Below are 14,024 nucleotides of genomic sequence, written 5' to 3'. Positions count from 1 at the left end.
CTCCCGGGGCCGCTGTGCGGCCCATCGCGGCACAAGGCCGCTCCTTGTATCTCGACTTTCGCCTTCCAAGAGGCGAAAGTTCTCGACTGATCATCGAGGGAGGGTCATGAAGCGGAGCCGCTCCAAGGGCATCGAGCCCGTATTGTAGATAACGCTCAGACCCTCCAACCCCACTCGAACAGTTCGAACGGTATCTAGTGCCCGCCCCCGGCGTGAGCACGCATTCACAAGGTTGAACCGAGTGCTGGGTGATCGAACTTTCGTTGTCTGAAGGAGAAGATCATGTCTGTTGTTGTTGGCGTCGATGTAGCCAAGCGATCCTTCGATATTGCGACTCCACTTCCCAATGGGAAGGTTCGCACCAAGGCCAAGCTGTCCAATGATCCGAGTGGTTTTGAGCAGTTCGCAACCTGGCTTGAGAAACATGCCGAACCGCGTGCCTGGGTTGTCATGGAGGCTACTGGCACTTATCACGAGGCGCTTGCCGATTGCCTTCATGCCAAGGGTTACCGGGTGTGCATTCTGAATCCCGCCGTAATTGCCAAGTTTGCCGAGGCCGACCTTCGACGCGTCAAAACCGATAAGGCTGATGCCAAAGTTATTGCTGCTTATGGCCAGCAAAAACAGGATGAGCTCCGTCAGTGGGAGCCTGAGCCGCCAGCTCAGCGGCGTTTGCGGGCCTTAGTACGGCGTCTGGACGACCTGAAAGAAATGCAGCAGATGGAGCAGAACCGTCTGGATGTGGCGCAGACAGCTGTGCAGGAGTCAATCAGAGCTGTAATTGGGCATATCACCGAAGAAATAGAGAAAACCCGCAAGGCGATTGAGCAGACGATCGATGACGATCCGGATCTGCGCCAACGGCGAAAACTGATTACATCGATTGATGGTCTGGGTGATACCACAGCCGCACTGATCCTCGCAGAACTGGGTGATCCGCTGAAATACGAAAGCCCGTCAGCCATTGTTGCGTTTGCAGGTCTGAACCCGATGATCCATCAATCGGGGGAGAAGATTGGCCAATCGACCATTTCTCGCACAGGAGCGCCGAGGCTGCGCGCCGGCTTGTGGATGTCAGGCACGGTCTCGATCAGACACAACCCGGTCGTGAAGGCACTGGCAGAGCGTTTGAACAGCCGGCGTAAAGCCTATAAGCAGATAGTTTGCGCTGCTATGCGCAAGCTTTTGCACCTGGTGTATGGCGTGGTGAAGTCCGGTAAACCGTTTGACCCTCAAATCGCCCTTGCGGGGTGAGGGTCAAGACGGTATCTACATTGCACGCCCCCTGTAGGAGCGGCCTTGTGCCGCGATCGAGGGCGCAGCCCTCGTCATCTCTTCGATTTTGGCCAACAAAGTCCCCCCTGGCTCTAGGTCCCAGCCTGCGCATGCGTTAGCATCCACCTCGATATGTATCGGTCTGACGACCTCTCCAACAATAAAATTCGCACTACTTTGCTAGGGGACCTGGTGATGATGAAAAAATACCTGTCGCGACTCCTGGTCGGTGTCACCGCGCTGGTCGCGGTAACCGCCGCCCAGGCGGGAGCCATCGAAGACGCGGTCAAGCGCGGCACGCTGCGGGTCGGCATGGACCCTACCTACATGCCCTTCGAGATGACCAACAAACGCGGCGAGATCATCGGCTTCGAGGTCGACATCCTCAAGGCCATGGCCAAGTCCATGGGCGTCAAGCTGGAGACCGTCTCCACCGCCTACGACGGCATCATCCCGGCCCTGCTGACCGACAAGTTCGACATGATCGGCAGCGGCATGACCCTCACCCAGGAACGCAACCTGCGCCTGAACTTCAGCGAACCCTTCATCGTGGTTGGCCAGACCCTGCTGATCCGCAAGGAGCTGGCGGGCGAGATCAAGTCGTACAAGGACCTGAACAACGAGAAGTACCGCATCACCTCCAAGCTCGGTACCACCGGTGAGATGGTCGCCAAGAAGCTGATCAGCAAGGCCAAGTACCACGGCTACGACAACGAGCAGGAAGGCGTGATGGATGTGGTCAACGGCAAGGCCGATGCCTTCGTCTACGACGCGCCGTACAACGTGGTGGCGGTGGACAAGGCCGGTGCCGGCAAGCTGCTGTTCCTCGAAGAACCCTTCACCTACGAGCCGCTGGCCTTCGGCCTGAAGAAAGGCGACTACGACAGCATCAACTTCATCAACAACTTCCTGCACCAGATCAAGAACGACGGGACCTACGATCGTATCCACGACAAGTGGTTCAAGAACAAGGACTGGCTGAAGGAAATGGAATAAGGCCCAGGCCACAAGCCCGGCTTTATCACCCCGACGCGCAGGCAAACCCTGCGCGTTCGCTTTTACGGAAGTACCCGAATTGATCAAGCACAAGAAAGCCCAGTGGCCCTGGCACGGGTTGACCGCGCTGGTACTGGTGGGGCTCGCGTTCAGCCTCTACCTGGCCACCTCGATGATTTCCTATGAGTGGCGCTGGAACCGCGTCCCTCAATATTTCGCCTACAAGGCCGAAGAAACCCAGCGCGCTGCCGACTACGGCACGGTCGAAGCGATCGTGGTCAGCGGCGACACCGCGCGCGTCACCCTCAAGGACGAAAGCGGCGGCCAGCAGGTCGTGGAGGTGGACAAGGACAGCATGCTGCTCAGCCGTGGCGACGATGTCGCCGAAGGCGATGCGATCGGCGTGACCCGCCATTGGGCAGCCGGCCCGCTGGCCTGGGGCTTGTGGACCACCCTGTGGATCTCGGTGGTGTCCGGTGCCCTGGGCCTGGTGATCGGCCTGTTCGCCGGGCTGTGCCGGCTGTCGAACAACCCGACCCTGCGCGACCTGTCCACGGTGTATGTCGAACTGGTGCGCGGCACGCCGCTATTGGTACAGATCTTCATCTTCTACTTCTTCATCGGCACCGTGCTCAACCTGTCCCGGGAGTTCGCCGGGGTGGCGGCGCTGGCACTGTTCACTGGCGCCTACGTGGCGGAGATCGTGCGTGCTGGCGTGCAGTCCATCGCCAAAGGCCAGAACGAGGCGGCGCGCTCGCTGGGCCTGAACGCCAGCCAATCGATGCGCCATGTGATCCTGCCCCAGGCCTTCAAGCGTGTGCTGCCGCCGCTGGCGGGGCAATTCATCAGCCTGGTCAAGGACACCTCGCTGGTCTCGGTGATCGCCATCACCGAACTGACCAAGAGCGGCCGCGAGGCCATCACCACCTCGTTCTCGACCTTCGAGATCTGGTTCTGCGTGGCAGGCCTGTACCTGCTGATCAACCTGCCGCTGTCGCACATCGCCAGCCGGCTCGAGCGGAGGCTTGCGCAAAGTGATTGAAGTCCGTGACCTGGTAAAAGTCTTCGATACCCGCGGCCAGGTGGTGCGCGCGGTGGACAACGTCACCACCGGCGTGGCCAAGGGCGAGGTGGTGGTGGTGCTTGGGCCGTCGGGCTCGGGCAAGTCGACCTTCCTGCGTTGCCTCAATGGCCTCGAGCATTTCGACATGGGGCATGTGTCCATCGACGGCCTGCAGCTGGATGACCCGAAGACCGACATCAACGCCTACCGCCGCGAAGTCGGCATGGTGTTCCAGCATTTCAACCTGTTCCCGCACATGACCGTGCTGGAGAACCTGTGCCTGGCCCAGAAGGTGGTGCGCAAGCGCAGCAAGGCCGAGCGCGAAGCCAAGGCCAAGGCGCTGCTGGAGAAGGTGGGTATCGGCCAGAAGGCCAACGAGTACCCGTCGCGGTTGTCCGGCGGCCAGCAGCAACGGGTGGCCATCGCCCGGGCACTGGCGATGGACCCCAAGGTCATGCTGTTCGACGAACCGACCTCGGCGCTGGACCCGGAGATGGTGGGCGAGGTGCTGGATGTGATGAAGACCCTGGCCCAGGAGGGCATGACCATGGTCTGCGTGACCCACGAGATGGGCTTTGCCCGGGAAGTGGCCGACCGTGTGCTGTTCTTCGACCATGGCAAGTTGCTGGAAGACTCGCCGCCCCAGCAGTTCTTCGCCGCGCCTAAGGACCCACGGGCCCAGGCGTTCCTGCGTCAGGTGCTGTAACCGCCGGGGCCGCCAAGGCGGCCATCGCGGGGCAAGCCCGCTCCTACAGAGGGTTTTGTAGGAGCGGCCTTGTGCCGCGATCAAGGGCGCAGCCCTTGCCAGGCGACGGTGATATCGGGCCGGCCTGATCGCGGGACAAGCCCGCTCCTACAGGGGGCGCTGTGAGAGCGGGCTTTGTGCGATTGGGCTGCGCAGCAGGCCTTAGAGCCTGAACCGCCCAACCAGCCCTTGCAGGTGCGTCCCCAACCGCGCCAGTTCGACGGTCGAGCTCGCCGTCTCTTCGCTCGCCGCCGAGGTCTGGTCGGAAATATCCCGTACGTTCATCACGCTCCGGTTGATCTCCTCGGCCGTGGCACTTTGCTGCTCCGCCGCGGTAGCGATTTGCTGGTTCATCGCCTGGATCGCCGACACGGTGCGGGTGATGGTCGCCAGCGAGCCGCCGGCACGGCGGGTCAGTTCGACACTGCTGTCGGTCAGCGCACGGCTGCCATCCATCACGCCAGCGACTCGCTGGGTGCCGTTCTGCAGGCTGGCGATCAGCTCCTCGATTTCCTCGGTGGACTGCTGGGTACGCTGGGCCAGGCTGCGTACTTCATCGGCCACCACGGCGAAGCCTCGGCCGGCCTCGCCAGCCCGGGCCGCCTCGATGGCAGCATTGAGCGCCAGCAGGTTGGTCTGCTGGGCCACCGACTTGATCACGTCCAGCACGCTGCCGATCTTGTCGCTTTCGGCCTTGAGCTGGTTCATGGCTTCGCTGGAGTTGATCACTTCGTTGGCCAGGCGCTCGATCTGGGCGATGGCTTCACCCACCACACGGTCCCCTTCGCGCGCCTGCTGGTCGGCTGCCACGGCAGCCTCCGAGGCTTGTTCGGCGTTGCGTGCCACCTCGTGCACCGTAGCGGCCATTTCGTTCATCGCCGTGGCCACCTGGTCGGTCTCTATCTTCTGGTTGTTGACGCCGGCACTGGTCTGCTCGGTAACGGCCGACAACTGTTCGGCGGCGCTGGCGATCTGGGTGACGCCATCGCCGATACCACCGATCAGCTCCCGTAGCCCCTGAGTCATGCGTTGCATGCTGGCCTGCAGCTGGCCCAGCTCGTCACGACGCTGCACCGGCGGCTCCTGACGCAGGTCCCCACTGGCCACACGTTCGGCGGCGGCCAGGGTCTGGCGCAGAGGAGTGACGATCTGGCGGGTGATGACCCAGGCGGCCAGCAGGCCGAGCAGCAGCGCCAGGGTCGTAGCCCCGGCCAGGGTCTGCTTGGCCTTGCGGGTGCCGGCATCGCGTACCGCAGTCTGCGAGGTGGTCAAGGCCTGGCTGGTATTCTTGAGCACAGTGCCTTGCGCGGCCATGTGCTCCAGGGCCTGCTGGCTGGCCGCCATGGCGTCGTCGACCAGATTGCCGCGGCGCTGGTCGGCCTGCTTGAGCCTGTCGAACGCCTGGCGATACTGGCGGGTGGCCTCGAGCTGCTGTTGCAGACGCTGCTGGTCGGCGGGCTGTTCGATCTGCCCGAGCATCGTCTGGATCTGCTGTTCCAGGTGATCGAGGGTCTTCTCCAGTTCGCCGATCGCGGCCTGGTCGTGGCTTGTCTGGTAGTTGAGCCGGGCGATGCGCAGGTCCTGGGTAGTCTCGTAGATCATCGAGATATTACCCAGCTTGTCACCCCGGTTGGTGACGTTGTCCAGGCCGATCCAGCCGGTCACGGTGATGGCCAGGGTCAAGAGCAATACCAGGCCGAAACCGAAACCTAGCTTGCGATTGACACTCATATTCCCCAGCGACTGGTTAAACCATCGGTACATGTTCTACTCCCCGGCAACGGTAGCATTTTTGTAATGTTGCCTAGGCCATCGGCCTGTACCGGGGAAACTTGACGGGGTGAGCCTGACCCGTCCGTCAGAAAATACGCGAAAGCAGTGCCGTGACGGCGGTTTCCACGCGCAGGATGCGATCGCCCAACTGCACCGGTGCCAGGCCAGCCTTGCCCAGGAGGTCGACTTCATAGGGGATCCAGCCGCCTTCAGGGCCGATCGCCAGGGTAACCGGCTCCTCGACCGCGCGCGGGCAGGCGGGGTAGGGGCCGGGGTGGCCGACCAGGCCCAGGGTGCCGCTGGCGATCGCTGGTAGACGGTCTTCGACGAACGGCTTGAAGCGTTTTTCGATGATCACCTCGGGCAGCACCGTGTCGCGTGCCTGCTCCAGGCCCAGGATCAGGTTCTCGCGGATGGTCTCGGGGTTCAGGAACGGGGTCTGCCAGAAGCTTTTCTCGACCTTGTAGCTGTTGACCAGGATCAGTCTGGGCACGCCGAGGGTGGCGACCGTCTGGAACAGGCGGCGCAGCATCTTGGGGCGCGGTACGGCAAGGATCAGCGTCAGCGGCAGCTTGGCCGGTGGCGGCTGGTCGAAGGCGACCTGCAGCTCGGCCTCATGCCCCTCCAGGCGCAGCACGTTGGCCTGGCCCATCAGCCCGCCGATGCGGCCGACACGCAAGGTGTCCCCCACGGCCACGCGATGGATCTCCTGCATGTGGGTGAAGCGTCGATCGGCCAGCACCACACGGTCGGCCGCGATGAAATCGGCCTCCTCGAGCAACAACAGGTTCACGATTGGGTCGCTGGCGGTTGGTCGTTGTGGTCGTCCGGCGCGCCTTCCTGGGCGTGGCTGCGCTTGCGGATCAGGCTGCCGCAGAGCACGCCCACCTCGAACAGCATCCACATGGGCACGGCGAGCAGGGTCTGGGAGAAGATGTCCGGTGGCGTCAGGACCATGCCGACCACGAAGCAGCCGATGATCACGTAGGGGCGGATCTTCTTCAGGTACTGCACGTCCACTACGCCGATCCACACCAGCAGCACCACGGCCACCGGAATCTCGAAGGCGACGCCGAAGGCGAAGAACAGCGTCATGACGAAGTCCAGGTAGCTGGAGATATCCGTCATCATCGACACGCCTTCGGGCGTGGCGCTGGCGAAGAAGCCGAAGATCAGCGGAAATACCAGGAAATAGGCGAACGCCATGCCGGCATAGAACAGCAGGATGCTCGACACCAGCAGCGGGATGGCGATGCGTTTTTCATGGCGATACAGCCCTGGCGCGATGAAGCCCCAGATCTGCTGGAGGATGAACGGGATGGCCAGGAACAGCGAGACGATCATGGTCAGCTTGAACGGCGTCAGGAACGGCGAAGCCACGTCGGTGGCGATCATCGTCGCGTTGGCCGGCAAGTGCGCGCGCAAGGGCGCCGAGACCAGGGTGTAGATCTGCTGGGCGAAGGAGAACAGCCCGGCGAAGATCAGGAAGACGGCGGCAACGCAGCGCAGCAGGCGGGTGCGCAGCTCGGTCAGGTGCGAGACCAGCGGCATCGGCTGGTCGGTTTCCGGTCTATCGCTCATGGGGCTCGTGGCGGTTGGGGAGGCTCGGATGGCGTGGCCGGGGCCGCAGGGGGGCTCGCCGTCGGGTTGGCAGGTGCTTCGGTGCTGCTCGGCTGGGCCGGTGGCGTCTGCGGATTGAGGATGCGCCGGGCCTCCTGTTCCATCGACAGGATGTGCTCGTTGTGCAGCTGGCGGCGGATCTCGTCGGCGCCGATCTCACGCTCGACTTCCATCTTGATGCTGTTGAAGCTGCGCTTGAGCCGGCCGATCCACAGGCCTGCGGTGCGGGCGGCACCGGGCAGGCGCTCGGGGCCGAGCACCAGCAAGGCGACCAGGCCGACGAGCAGCAGCTCGCTGAAGCTGATGCCGAACATGGGTCAGTCTTTCCGCTGCGGCTCTTGGACCGGTTGGGCCTGGCCTTCGATGGTGTGGCCCTGGTTCTGCTGCGCGGTGTTCTGCACGGGCTGGGCGGGTTGCGCCGGTGGCGGGGTCTGCTCGGCGGGCTTGGTCTCTTCTTCGTTCATGGCCTTGCGAAAGCCCTTGATCGATTCGCCCAGGTCGCTGCCCAGGTTCTTCAGCTTCTTGGTGCCGAAGACCAGGACCACGACGACCAGCAGGACGATCCAGTGTTTCCAGTCAAAAATACCCATTTCGTACTCCTGAAAATGTGTGTCGGTCTATTGACCCTTGGGGCTGCGTTGCAGCCCATCGCGGCACGAGGCCGCTCCTACAGGGAACTGCGGCGCGGGCTCCTGTAGGAGCGGCCTTGCGCCGCGAAAGGGGCGCAAGGCGCCCCCGGCAATAGTTCAGGCAGACGGCTGGCGCGCGGCCTTCTCGTCATGCCCGGAAAGCCCGAAGCGGCGCTCCAGCTCGTCGAGCACCGCCTGGGGATGCTGGCCCAAGGCGCTGAGCATCACCAGGCTATGAAACCACAGGTCGGCAGTTTCATAGATGACATCGCTGTAATCCTGGCTGACGGCAGCATCCTTGGCGGCGATGATGGTCTCCACGGACTCTTCGCCGAGCTTCTCGAGAATCTTGTTCAGCCCCTTGTGGTACAGGCTGGCCACATAGGAACTGTCGGGCGCCGCCTGCTTGCGTTGCTCCAGCACCTCGGCGAGGCGGTTGAGGGTGTCGCTCATGTCAGTGTCCTGCGCTGTAGATGGCATCCGGGTCCTTCAGGACCGGGTCGACGGTTTTCCACTGGCCGTCTTCGAAGACGCGGTAGAAGCAGCTTTCACGGCCGGTATGGCAAGCGATATGGCCCAGTTGCTCGACCATCAGGATGATCACGTCGGCATCGCAGTCCAGGCGCATCTCGTGCAGCTTTTGTACATGCCCCGACTCTTCGCCCTTGCGCCACAGTTTGCCACGCGAACGCGACCAGTAGATGGCACGTTGTTCAGCGGCGGTCAGGGCCAGGGATTCGCGGTTCATCCAGGCCATCATCAGTACGCGCCCGGTCTTGTGGTCCTGCGCGATCGCCGGCACCAGGCCCTCGCTGTTCCACTTGATCTCGTCCAGCCAGTCTTTCATCGTCGACTCCAAATCCGGGCCCGCGCCAGTGCCGGGCCCTTTGCGCTAGTGTGCCAGCCAGCTGCGCAGCTGGCTATTGGCGCACGACCAGGTAGAGCCCGGCCGCAAGCATCAGCCAGGCCGGCCAGGCGGCCGGGGCGCTGAGGCTGGCGGCGCCGGCGGCCAGCGTGGCGCCGCCTGCGAGCAGGCCGGCGCCCAGCAGACGCAGGGCCCAGCGGTCGCCCTGGCGTCGCCGCTCGGGCATCTGCGGGTCGTGCAGGTGCGGTTGCGACAGGCGTTCGAGCAGGTCGCGGGTCATGTCGGCCAGGTGCGGCAGTTGCTCCACCTGGCTCTGCAGGTTGCCGAACACCGCCTTGGGGCTCATGCGCTCGCGCATCCAACGCTCCAGGTACGGCTTGGCTGTGCTCCACAGGTCCAGGTCGGGGTACAGCTGGCGGCCCAGGCCTTCGATATTGAGCAGGGTCTTCTGCAGCAGCACCAGCTGCGGCTGGACTTCCATGTTGAAGCGCCGGGCGGTCTGGAACAGGCGCATCAGCACCTGGCCGAAGGAGATGTCCTTGAGCGGCTTTTCGAAGATCGGCTCGCACACCGTGCGGATCGCCGCCTCGAACTCATTGACCTTGGTCTGGGCGGGCACCCAGCCAGAGTCGATGTGCAACTGGGCGACACGGCGATAGTCACGCTTGAAGAACGCGATCAGGTTGCGTGCCAGGTAGTCCTGGTCTTCGCCAGTGAGGCTGCCGACGATGCCGCAGTCGATGGCGATGTATTGCGGGCTCCACGGCTTGACCGTGCTGACGAAGATATTGCCCGGGTGCATGTCGGCGTGGAAGAAGCTGTCGCGGAACACTTGGGTGAAGAAGATCTCCACGCCGCGCTCGGCCAGCAGCTTCATGTCGGTGCGCTGGTCGGCCAAAGTGGCCAGGTCGGTGACCGGCACGCCATAGATGCGCTCCATCACCAGCACCTTGGGGCGGCACCAGTCCCAATACACCTGGGGCACGTACATCAGCTCCGAGCCTTCGAAGTTACGACGCAGCTGGCTGGCGTTGGCCGCCTCGCGCAGCAGGTCGAGCTCGTCGTAGATGGTCTTCTCGTAGTCGCTGACCACTTCGACCGGGTGCAGGCGGCGCGCGTCGGCGGACACCCGCTCGGCGCCCTTGGCGATCAGGAACAGCCAGGCCAGGTCCTGGGCGATCACCGGCTTGAGGCCCGGGCGCACCACCTTGACCACGACCTCTTCGCCGCTCTTGAGGCGCGCAGCATGTACCTGGGCCACCGAGGCCGAAGCCAGCGGTTCGACGTCGAAACGGCTGAACACCTCGCCGACCTTGGCGCCAAGCTGCTCTTCGATCAGTTCCACAGCCTTCTTCGGGTCGAAGGGCGGCACCCGGTCCTGCAGCAGCATCAGCTCATCGGCAATGTCGGTGGGCAGCAGGTCGCGGCGGGTGGACAGCAGTTGGCCGAACTTGATGAAGATCGGCCCCAGGTCCTGCAGGGCCATGCGCAGTCGCGCGCCCCGGCTGAGCGCGGACGGCTTGCGCGGCAGCCAGCGCCAGGGCAGCAGCAGGCGCAGGCTCATCAGCCACCAGGGCAGGGGAAGGTCGAACAGCAGGTCATCGAGGCGGTAGCGGATCACGACGCGCTGGATGCGCAACAGACGGCGGACGGCGAGCAGCTTCATGCGTTATCGCTGGTATCAAGGGATCGGGCGAGGCGACGGATGCGTGCCTCGAGGCGTTCAATGTCGACCTTCAGGGCATCGAGCTCGCTGAAAGCCGCTTCGGCTTCGCGCCGGCCGACCAGGGTGCGGGATTCTTCGGCCAGGTATTCGGAGAGGTTCTGGCTGAAGCGTGACAGGCCCTGGCGGGTCCAGCGGGCGCGCAGGCGGATATGCCCGGCGACCAGTGCAGTGGCCACGGGGCCCAGCCAGCGCGACAGCTCGTACTCCCAGTCCAGCTCCAGGTCCTGGAGCACGCCGACCAGGTCGAGCAGCACAGCGCTGTCACCGTGCAGCTCGACCTGCGGGCTGTGCAGCACGGCGGTCTTGTCCTTGGCCAAGGCCAGTTGCGCCAGGCTGCCGGCCGGGGCGCGCAGGGTGCAATCGACCTCGCCCTCCCAGTGGGCGGCGAGCATCAGGCCTTCGTCGTCTGGCAGGATGAACAGCTGCAGGGCCGGTTGCAGGCAGTCGATCTCGACCACCTTGCCCTCGAGCGCGGCCAGGCGCGGCAGGGCCGTGCTGTCCATGCGCAGCACGCGGTTGAGCCCGTGCTCGACGCTGGCGAGCAGCCCGGCCAGGAGCATCAGGGCTTGATCCCCCGGTGCACGGCGACGATGCCGCTGGTCATGTTGTGGTAGGTGACGCGGTCGAAGCCGGCGTCGACCATCATGGCCTTGAGGGTTTCCTGGTCTGGGTGCATGCGGATCGATTCGGCCAGGTAGCGGTAGCTTTCCGAGTCGTTGGTGATCAGCTTGCCGGCCAGGGGCATGAAGGCGAACGAGTAGGCGTCGTAGGCCTTGGACATGAATTTGTTGGTCGGCTTGGAGAACTCCAGCACCAGCAGGCGGCCACCGGGCTTGAGCACGCGCAGCATGGAGCGGATGGCGTCTTCCTTGTGGGTGACGTTGCGCAGGCCGAAGGCGATGGTCACGCAGTCGAAGTGGTTGTCCGGGAACGGCAGCTTCTCGGCGTCGGCCTGGACGAACTCGATGTTGCCGGCCACACCACGGTCGAGCAGGCGGTCGCGGCCGACCTTGAGCATCGACTCGTTGATGTCGGCCAGCACCACCTGGCCGGTAGGGCCGACCAGGCGCGAGAACTTGGCGGCCAGGTCGCCCGTGCCGCCGGCGATATCCAGCACCCGGTTACCGCTGCGCACGCCGGACAGCTCGATGGTGAAGCGCTTCCACAACCGGTGCATGCCACCGGAAAGGACGTCGTTCATCAGGTCGTACTTGGCCGCTACGGAGTGGAACACCTCGGCGACTTTCTTCGCCTTCTGGCTCTCGGGTACGTTCTGGTAGCCGAAATGGGTGGTGGGTTCGGCGTGGTCGCCTTTGCGCTGGTCGTTCATATCGCTTCACCGGAAAAAATTACCGCCATTCTAGGGGCATCGGGCCAATTTGTCTTGGCGGGGTGCTCCGTTGGATGGGCACGGGCATAATGCGTTCATTGTGTTGATATCCAGGATTACCCGCATGACCCAGATCAGCGTTGAACGCAAGCACTCTCTCGGCCGTGAAGCCGCGCGCGCCAAGGCCGAGGCGCTGGTGGAGCGCCTGACCCGCGAATACGACCTCAAGGCCACCTGGCAGGGCGACCGCGTCGATGTGGCGCGCAGCGGCGCCAACGGCAGCGTGCATATCGGCGAGGACACCATCCGTGTGGAGCTCAAGCTCGGCATGATGCTGTCGATGATGAGCGGCACCATCAAGGGCGAGATCGAGCGGGCGCTGGACAAGGCGCTGGCCTGATCGTCGACTGCCGGCCCAAACAGGGCCGCTACGCGCCCCATCGCCGGCAAGCCGGCTCCCACCTGGCCTGCGCTGTTGGTGTAGGCAACCGCTGAACCTGTGGGAGCCGGCTTGCCGGCGATAGGGCCGGGGCAGGCAACCCAAGACAGTCGCTCCCAGCACTACAGCGTTGTGTGGAGCGGTCCTTGCTGCATCCTGCGGGGCATCTAGCCTGAGCCTTCCTTGTTGCTTAGGGTGAGCATTCTAATTTTTCGCCCTACCTTATGCTCGAGCCCGCATTCAATGGGCACATGTCCCTTCATGAGCATGAGGTGCCGAACATGGCCAACGTGAACGTTAGGAAAAAGGACGACGCCCCGGGCAGCACCCTGGGCGAGGTGCGCGGCTATGCGCGCAGGATCTGGCTGGCAGGCCTGGGTGCCTATGCCCGCGTTGGCCAGGAAGGTTCGGATTACTTCAAGGAGCTGGTCAAGGCCGGCGAAAGCATCGAGAAACGTGGCAAGAAACGCCTGGGTCAACAACTCGATGCGGCCAACCACCCGATCGACGAAGCGACCCTTGAAGCAAGCCGCGTACGCGGCAGGGTCGAAGTTCAACTGGACAAGATCGAAAAAGCTTTCGATGCACGGGTCGCTCGCGCCTTGAATCGCTTCGGCATTGCGTCTAAACATGACGTTGAGGCGTTGTCCATCAAACTCGAACAGCTGACCGAGTTGCTCGAGCGTGTCGCGCGCAAACCATAAGGAGAGCAGGATGGCTGGCAAGAAGAACACCGAGAAAGAAGGCGGCTCGTGGGTCGGCGGTATCGAAAAGTACTCGCGCAAGATCTGGCTGGCTGGCCTGGGCATCTATTCCAAGATCGACCAGGACGGCCCCAAGCTGTTCGATTCGTTGGTCAAGGACGGCGAGAAGGCTGAAAGGCAGGCGAAGAAAAGCGCAGGCTCGGCTGCCGACACCGCCAAGTCCGCGACGTCCTCGCGGGTGTCGGATGTGAAGGAGCGTGCGCTGGGCAAATGGAGCGAGCTGGAGGAAGCTTTCGACAAGCGTCTGAACAGCGCCATTTCGCGCCTGGGTGTGCCGAGCCGCAACGAGATCAAGGCCCTGCACCAGCAGGTCGATAGCCTGACCAAGCAGATCGAGAAACTGACCGGCGCTTCGGTGGCCCCGGTTTCGAAGGCGGCAGCCAGCAAGACCACCGCCAAGCCCTTGGCCAAGGCTGCGGCCAAACCGGCGACGAAGGCTGCGGCGGCTAAGCCTGCGGCCAAGGCTGCCGCGAGCAAACCGGCTGCCACCAAGCCGGCGGCAAAAACCGCTGCTGCCAAGCCTGCGGCCAAAACGACCGCAGCCAAGGCTAAGGCTACAGCCGCCAAACCCGCTGCAAAGAAACCTGCAGTGAAGAAGGCTCCGGCAAAACCTGCCGCGGCGAAGGCTGCACCGGCAGTCAATGCAGCACCGGCAGCGGCACCGGCACCGGCCAGCAACGTCCCGGCGGCACCGGCCACTCCGGCTTCCCAGGCCTGACCGCGTCGCCTATATCGCGGGACAAGCCCGCTCCCACAGGCTCAGCGCAAACCTTCAGGAGGGCGTTGCATCTGTGGGAGC

At 63.7% G+C, this 14,024-nt stretch carries 17 protein-coding genes; 7 read left to right on the top strand and 10 right to left on the bottom strand.

Annotation, left to right across the window (positions count from 1 at the left end; translation table 11 throughout):
• Positions 1-282 precede the first annotated feature (282 nt).
• The 4 genes from ACXHGZ_RS19695 (at position 283) to ACXHGZ_RS19680 (ending at position 4,040) form a co-directional block, all read left to right on the top strand.
• Positions 283-1,254, top strand: coding sequence for an IS110 family RNA-guided transposase (locus ACXHGZ_RS19695; RefSeq protein ID WP_480460242.1), 972 nt, complete (start codon positions 283-285; stop codon positions 1,252-1,254).
• Between the two features lie 219 nt (positions 1,255-1,473).
• A complete protein-coding gene (locus tag ACXHGZ_RS19690) occupies positions 1,474-2,271 on the top strand; it encodes a transporter substrate-binding domain-containing protein (RefSeq protein ID WP_084854293.1) in 798 nt (265 codons plus the stop codon).
• Between the two features lie 79 nt (positions 2,272-2,350).
• Positions 2,351-3,313, top strand: coding sequence for an amino acid ABC transporter permease (locus ACXHGZ_RS19685; protein ID WP_480461105.1), 963 nt, complete (start codon positions 2,351-2,353; stop codon positions 3,311-3,313).
• Positions 3,306-4,040 carry an amino acid ABC transporter ATP-binding protein gene (locus ACXHGZ_RS19680; protein WP_324816483.1) on the top strand — a complete coding sequence of 245 codons (735 nt, stop codon included), beginning with the start codon at positions 3,306-3,308 and terminating at the stop codon, positions 4,038-4,040. The genes ACXHGZ_RS19685 and ACXHGZ_RS19680 overlap by 8 nt, the downstream gene beginning before the upstream one ends.
• Before the next feature lie 201 nt (positions 4,041-4,241).
• On the opposite strand, the gene ACXHGZ_RS19675 is transcribed toward ACXHGZ_RS19680, so the two are convergent.
• The 10 genes from ACXHGZ_RS19675 to ubiE all read right to left on the bottom strand — a co-directional run bounded on the left by ACXHGZ_RS19675 (position 4,242) and on the right by ubiE (position 12,022).
• The gene (locus ACXHGZ_RS19675; protein WP_480461103.1) at positions 4,242-5,843 is read right to left on the bottom strand and encodes a methyl-accepting chemotaxis protein; all 1,602 of its coding nucleotides are present in this window, start codon (positions 5,841-5,843) and stop codon (positions 4,242-4,244) included.
• Positions 5,844-5,937: 94 nt separating this feature from the next.
• On the bottom strand, positions 5,938-6,645 hold the full coding sequence (locus ACXHGZ_RS19670; protein ID WP_480461101.1) for a 16S rRNA (uracil(1498)-N(3))-methyltransferase: 708 nt from the start codon (positions 6,643-6,645) through the stop codon (positions 5,938-5,940).
• Complete coding sequence (gene tatC / locus ACXHGZ_RS19665; RefSeq protein WP_224457184.1) at positions 6,642-7,433, bottom strand: twin-arginine translocase subunit TatC; 792 nt, start codon at positions 7,431-7,433, stop codon at positions 6,642-6,644. Before tatC ends, ACXHGZ_RS19670 begins: the two co-directional genes overlap by 4 nt.
• Positions 7,430-7,786, bottom strand: coding sequence for a Sec-independent protein translocase protein TatB (gene tatB / locus ACXHGZ_RS19660; protein ID WP_480461099.1), 357 nt, complete (start codon positions 7,784-7,786; stop codon positions 7,430-7,432). Before tatB ends, tatC begins: the two co-directional genes overlap by 4 nt.
• Before the next feature lie 3 nt (positions 7,787-7,789).
• Entirely contained in the window at positions 7,790-8,062 is a 273-nt protein-coding gene (locus ACXHGZ_RS19655) for a twin-arginine translocase TatA/TatE family subunit (protein WP_324816465.1), read from the bottom strand.
• 156 nt (positions 8,063-8,218) lie between these two features.
• The gene (locus ACXHGZ_RS19650) at positions 8,219-8,554 is read right to left on the bottom strand and encodes a phosphoribosyl-ATP diphosphatase (protein WP_084853982.1); all 336 of its coding nucleotides are present in this window, start codon (positions 8,552-8,554) and stop codon (positions 8,219-8,221) included.
• Between the two features lies 1 nt (position 8,555).
• Positions 8,556-8,948, bottom strand: coding sequence for a phosphoribosyl-AMP cyclohydrolase (hisI, locus tag ACXHGZ_RS19645; protein ID WP_013974544.1), 393 nt, complete (start codon positions 8,946-8,948; stop codon positions 8,556-8,558).
• Positions 8,949-9,021: 73 nt separating this feature from the next.
• The gene (ubiB, locus tag ACXHGZ_RS19640; protein ID WP_368828855.1) at positions 9,022-10,632 is read right to left on the bottom strand and encodes a ubiquinone biosynthesis regulatory protein kinase UbiB; all 1,611 of its coding nucleotides are present in this window, start codon (positions 10,630-10,632) and stop codon (positions 9,022-9,024) included.
• A complete protein-coding gene (locus ACXHGZ_RS19635) occupies positions 10,629-11,252 on the bottom strand; it encodes a ubiquinone biosynthesis accessory factor UbiJ (protein ID WP_224457179.1) in 624 nt (207 codons plus the stop codon). The genes ubiB and ACXHGZ_RS19635 overlap by 4 nt, the downstream gene beginning before the upstream one ends.
• A complete protein-coding gene (ubiE, locus tag ACXHGZ_RS19630; protein WP_084853987.1) occupies positions 11,252-12,022 on the bottom strand; it encodes a bifunctional demethylmenaquinone methyltransferase/2-methoxy-6-polyprenyl-1,4-benzoquinol methylase UbiE in 771 nt (256 codons plus the stop codon). Before ubiE ends, ACXHGZ_RS19635 begins: the two co-directional genes overlap by 1 nt.
• Positions 12,023-12,146: 124 nt before the next feature.
• Between ubiE and ACXHGZ_RS19625 the strand changes: the two genes are divergently transcribed.
• The 3 genes from ACXHGZ_RS19625 (at position 12,147) to ACXHGZ_RS19615 (ending at position 13,943) form a co-directional block, all read left to right on the top strand.
• Entirely contained in the window at positions 12,147-12,422 is a 276-nt protein-coding gene (locus ACXHGZ_RS19625) for a polyhydroxyalkanoic acid system family protein (RefSeq protein WP_480461095.1), read from the top strand.
• 320 nt (positions 12,423-12,742) lie between these two features.
• Entirely contained in the window at positions 12,743-13,165 is a 423-nt protein-coding gene (locus ACXHGZ_RS19620) for a phasin family protein (protein ID WP_480461092.1), read from the top strand.
• Positions 13,166-13,175: 10 nt separating this feature from the next.
• On the top strand, positions 13,176-13,943 hold the full coding sequence (locus ACXHGZ_RS19615) for a phasin family protein (protein WP_480461090.1): 768 nt from the start codon (positions 13,176-13,178) through the stop codon (positions 13,941-13,943).
• Positions 13,944-14,024 lie beyond the last annotated feature (81 nt).

It is taken from the genome of Pseudomonas shiyinii (genome assembly GCF_056725765.1).
The sequence above is the reverse complement of the archived record's forward strand: the minus strand, read 5'-3'. Positions and strand labels throughout refer to the sequence as shown.

What these genes read in the sequence shown, in the direction of transcription:
- ACXHGZ_RS19695 (WP_480460242.1), top strand. Translation starts at nt 283, where the DNA reads ATGTCTGTTGTTGTTGGCGTCGATGTAGCCAAGCGATCCTTCGATATT.
- ACXHGZ_RS19690 (WP_084854293.1), top strand. Translation starts at nt 1,474, where the DNA reads ATGAAAAAATACCTGTCGCGACTCCTGGTCGGTGTCACCGCGCTGGTC.
- ACXHGZ_RS19675 (WP_480461103.1), bottom strand. Translation starts at nt 5,843, where the DNA reads ATGTACCGATGGTTTAACCAGTCGCTGGGGAATATGAGTGTCAATCGC.
- tatC (WP_224457184.1), bottom strand. Translation starts at nt 7,433, where the DNA reads ATGAGCGATAGACCGGAAACCGACCAGCCGATGCCGCTGGTCTCGCAC.
- tatB (WP_480461099.1), bottom strand. Translation starts at nt 7,786, where the DNA reads ATGTTCGGCATCAGCTTCAGCGAGCTGCTGCTCGTCGGCCTGGTCGCC.
- ACXHGZ_RS19655 (WP_324816465.1), bottom strand. Translation starts at nt 8,062, where the DNA reads ATGGGTATTTTTGACTGGAAACACTGGATCGTCCTGCTGGTCGTCGTG.
- ACXHGZ_RS19650 (WP_084853982.1), bottom strand. Translation starts at nt 8,554, where the DNA reads ATGAGCGACACCCTCAACCGCCTCGCCGAGGTGCTGGAGCAACGCAAG.
- hisI (WP_013974544.1), bottom strand. Translation starts at nt 8,948, where the DNA reads ATGAAAGACTGGCTGGACGAGATCAAGTGGAACAGCGAGGGCCTGGTG.
- ubiB (WP_368828855.1), bottom strand. Translation starts at nt 10,632, where the DNA reads ATGAAGCTGCTCGCCGTCCGCCGTCTGTTGCGCATCCAGCGCGTCGTG.
- ACXHGZ_RS19635 (WP_224457179.1), bottom strand. Translation starts at nt 11,252, where the DNA reads ATGCTCCTGGCCGGGCTGCTCGCCAGCGTCGAGCACGGGCTCAACCGC.
- ubiE (WP_084853987.1), bottom strand. Translation starts at nt 12,022, where the DNA reads ATGAACGACCAGCGCAAAGGCGACCACGCCGAACCCACCACCCATTTC.
- ACXHGZ_RS19625 (WP_480461095.1), top strand. Translation starts at nt 12,147, where the DNA reads ATGACCCAGATCAGCGTTGAACGCAAGCACTCTCTCGGCCGTGAAGCC.
- ACXHGZ_RS19620 (WP_480461092.1), top strand. Translation starts at nt 12,743, where the DNA reads ATGGCCAACGTGAACGTTAGGAAAAAGGACGACGCCCCGGGCAGCACC.
- ACXHGZ_RS19615 (WP_480461090.1), top strand. Translation starts at nt 13,176, where the DNA reads ATGGCTGGCAAGAAGAACACCGAGAAAGAAGGCGGCTCGTGGGTCGGC.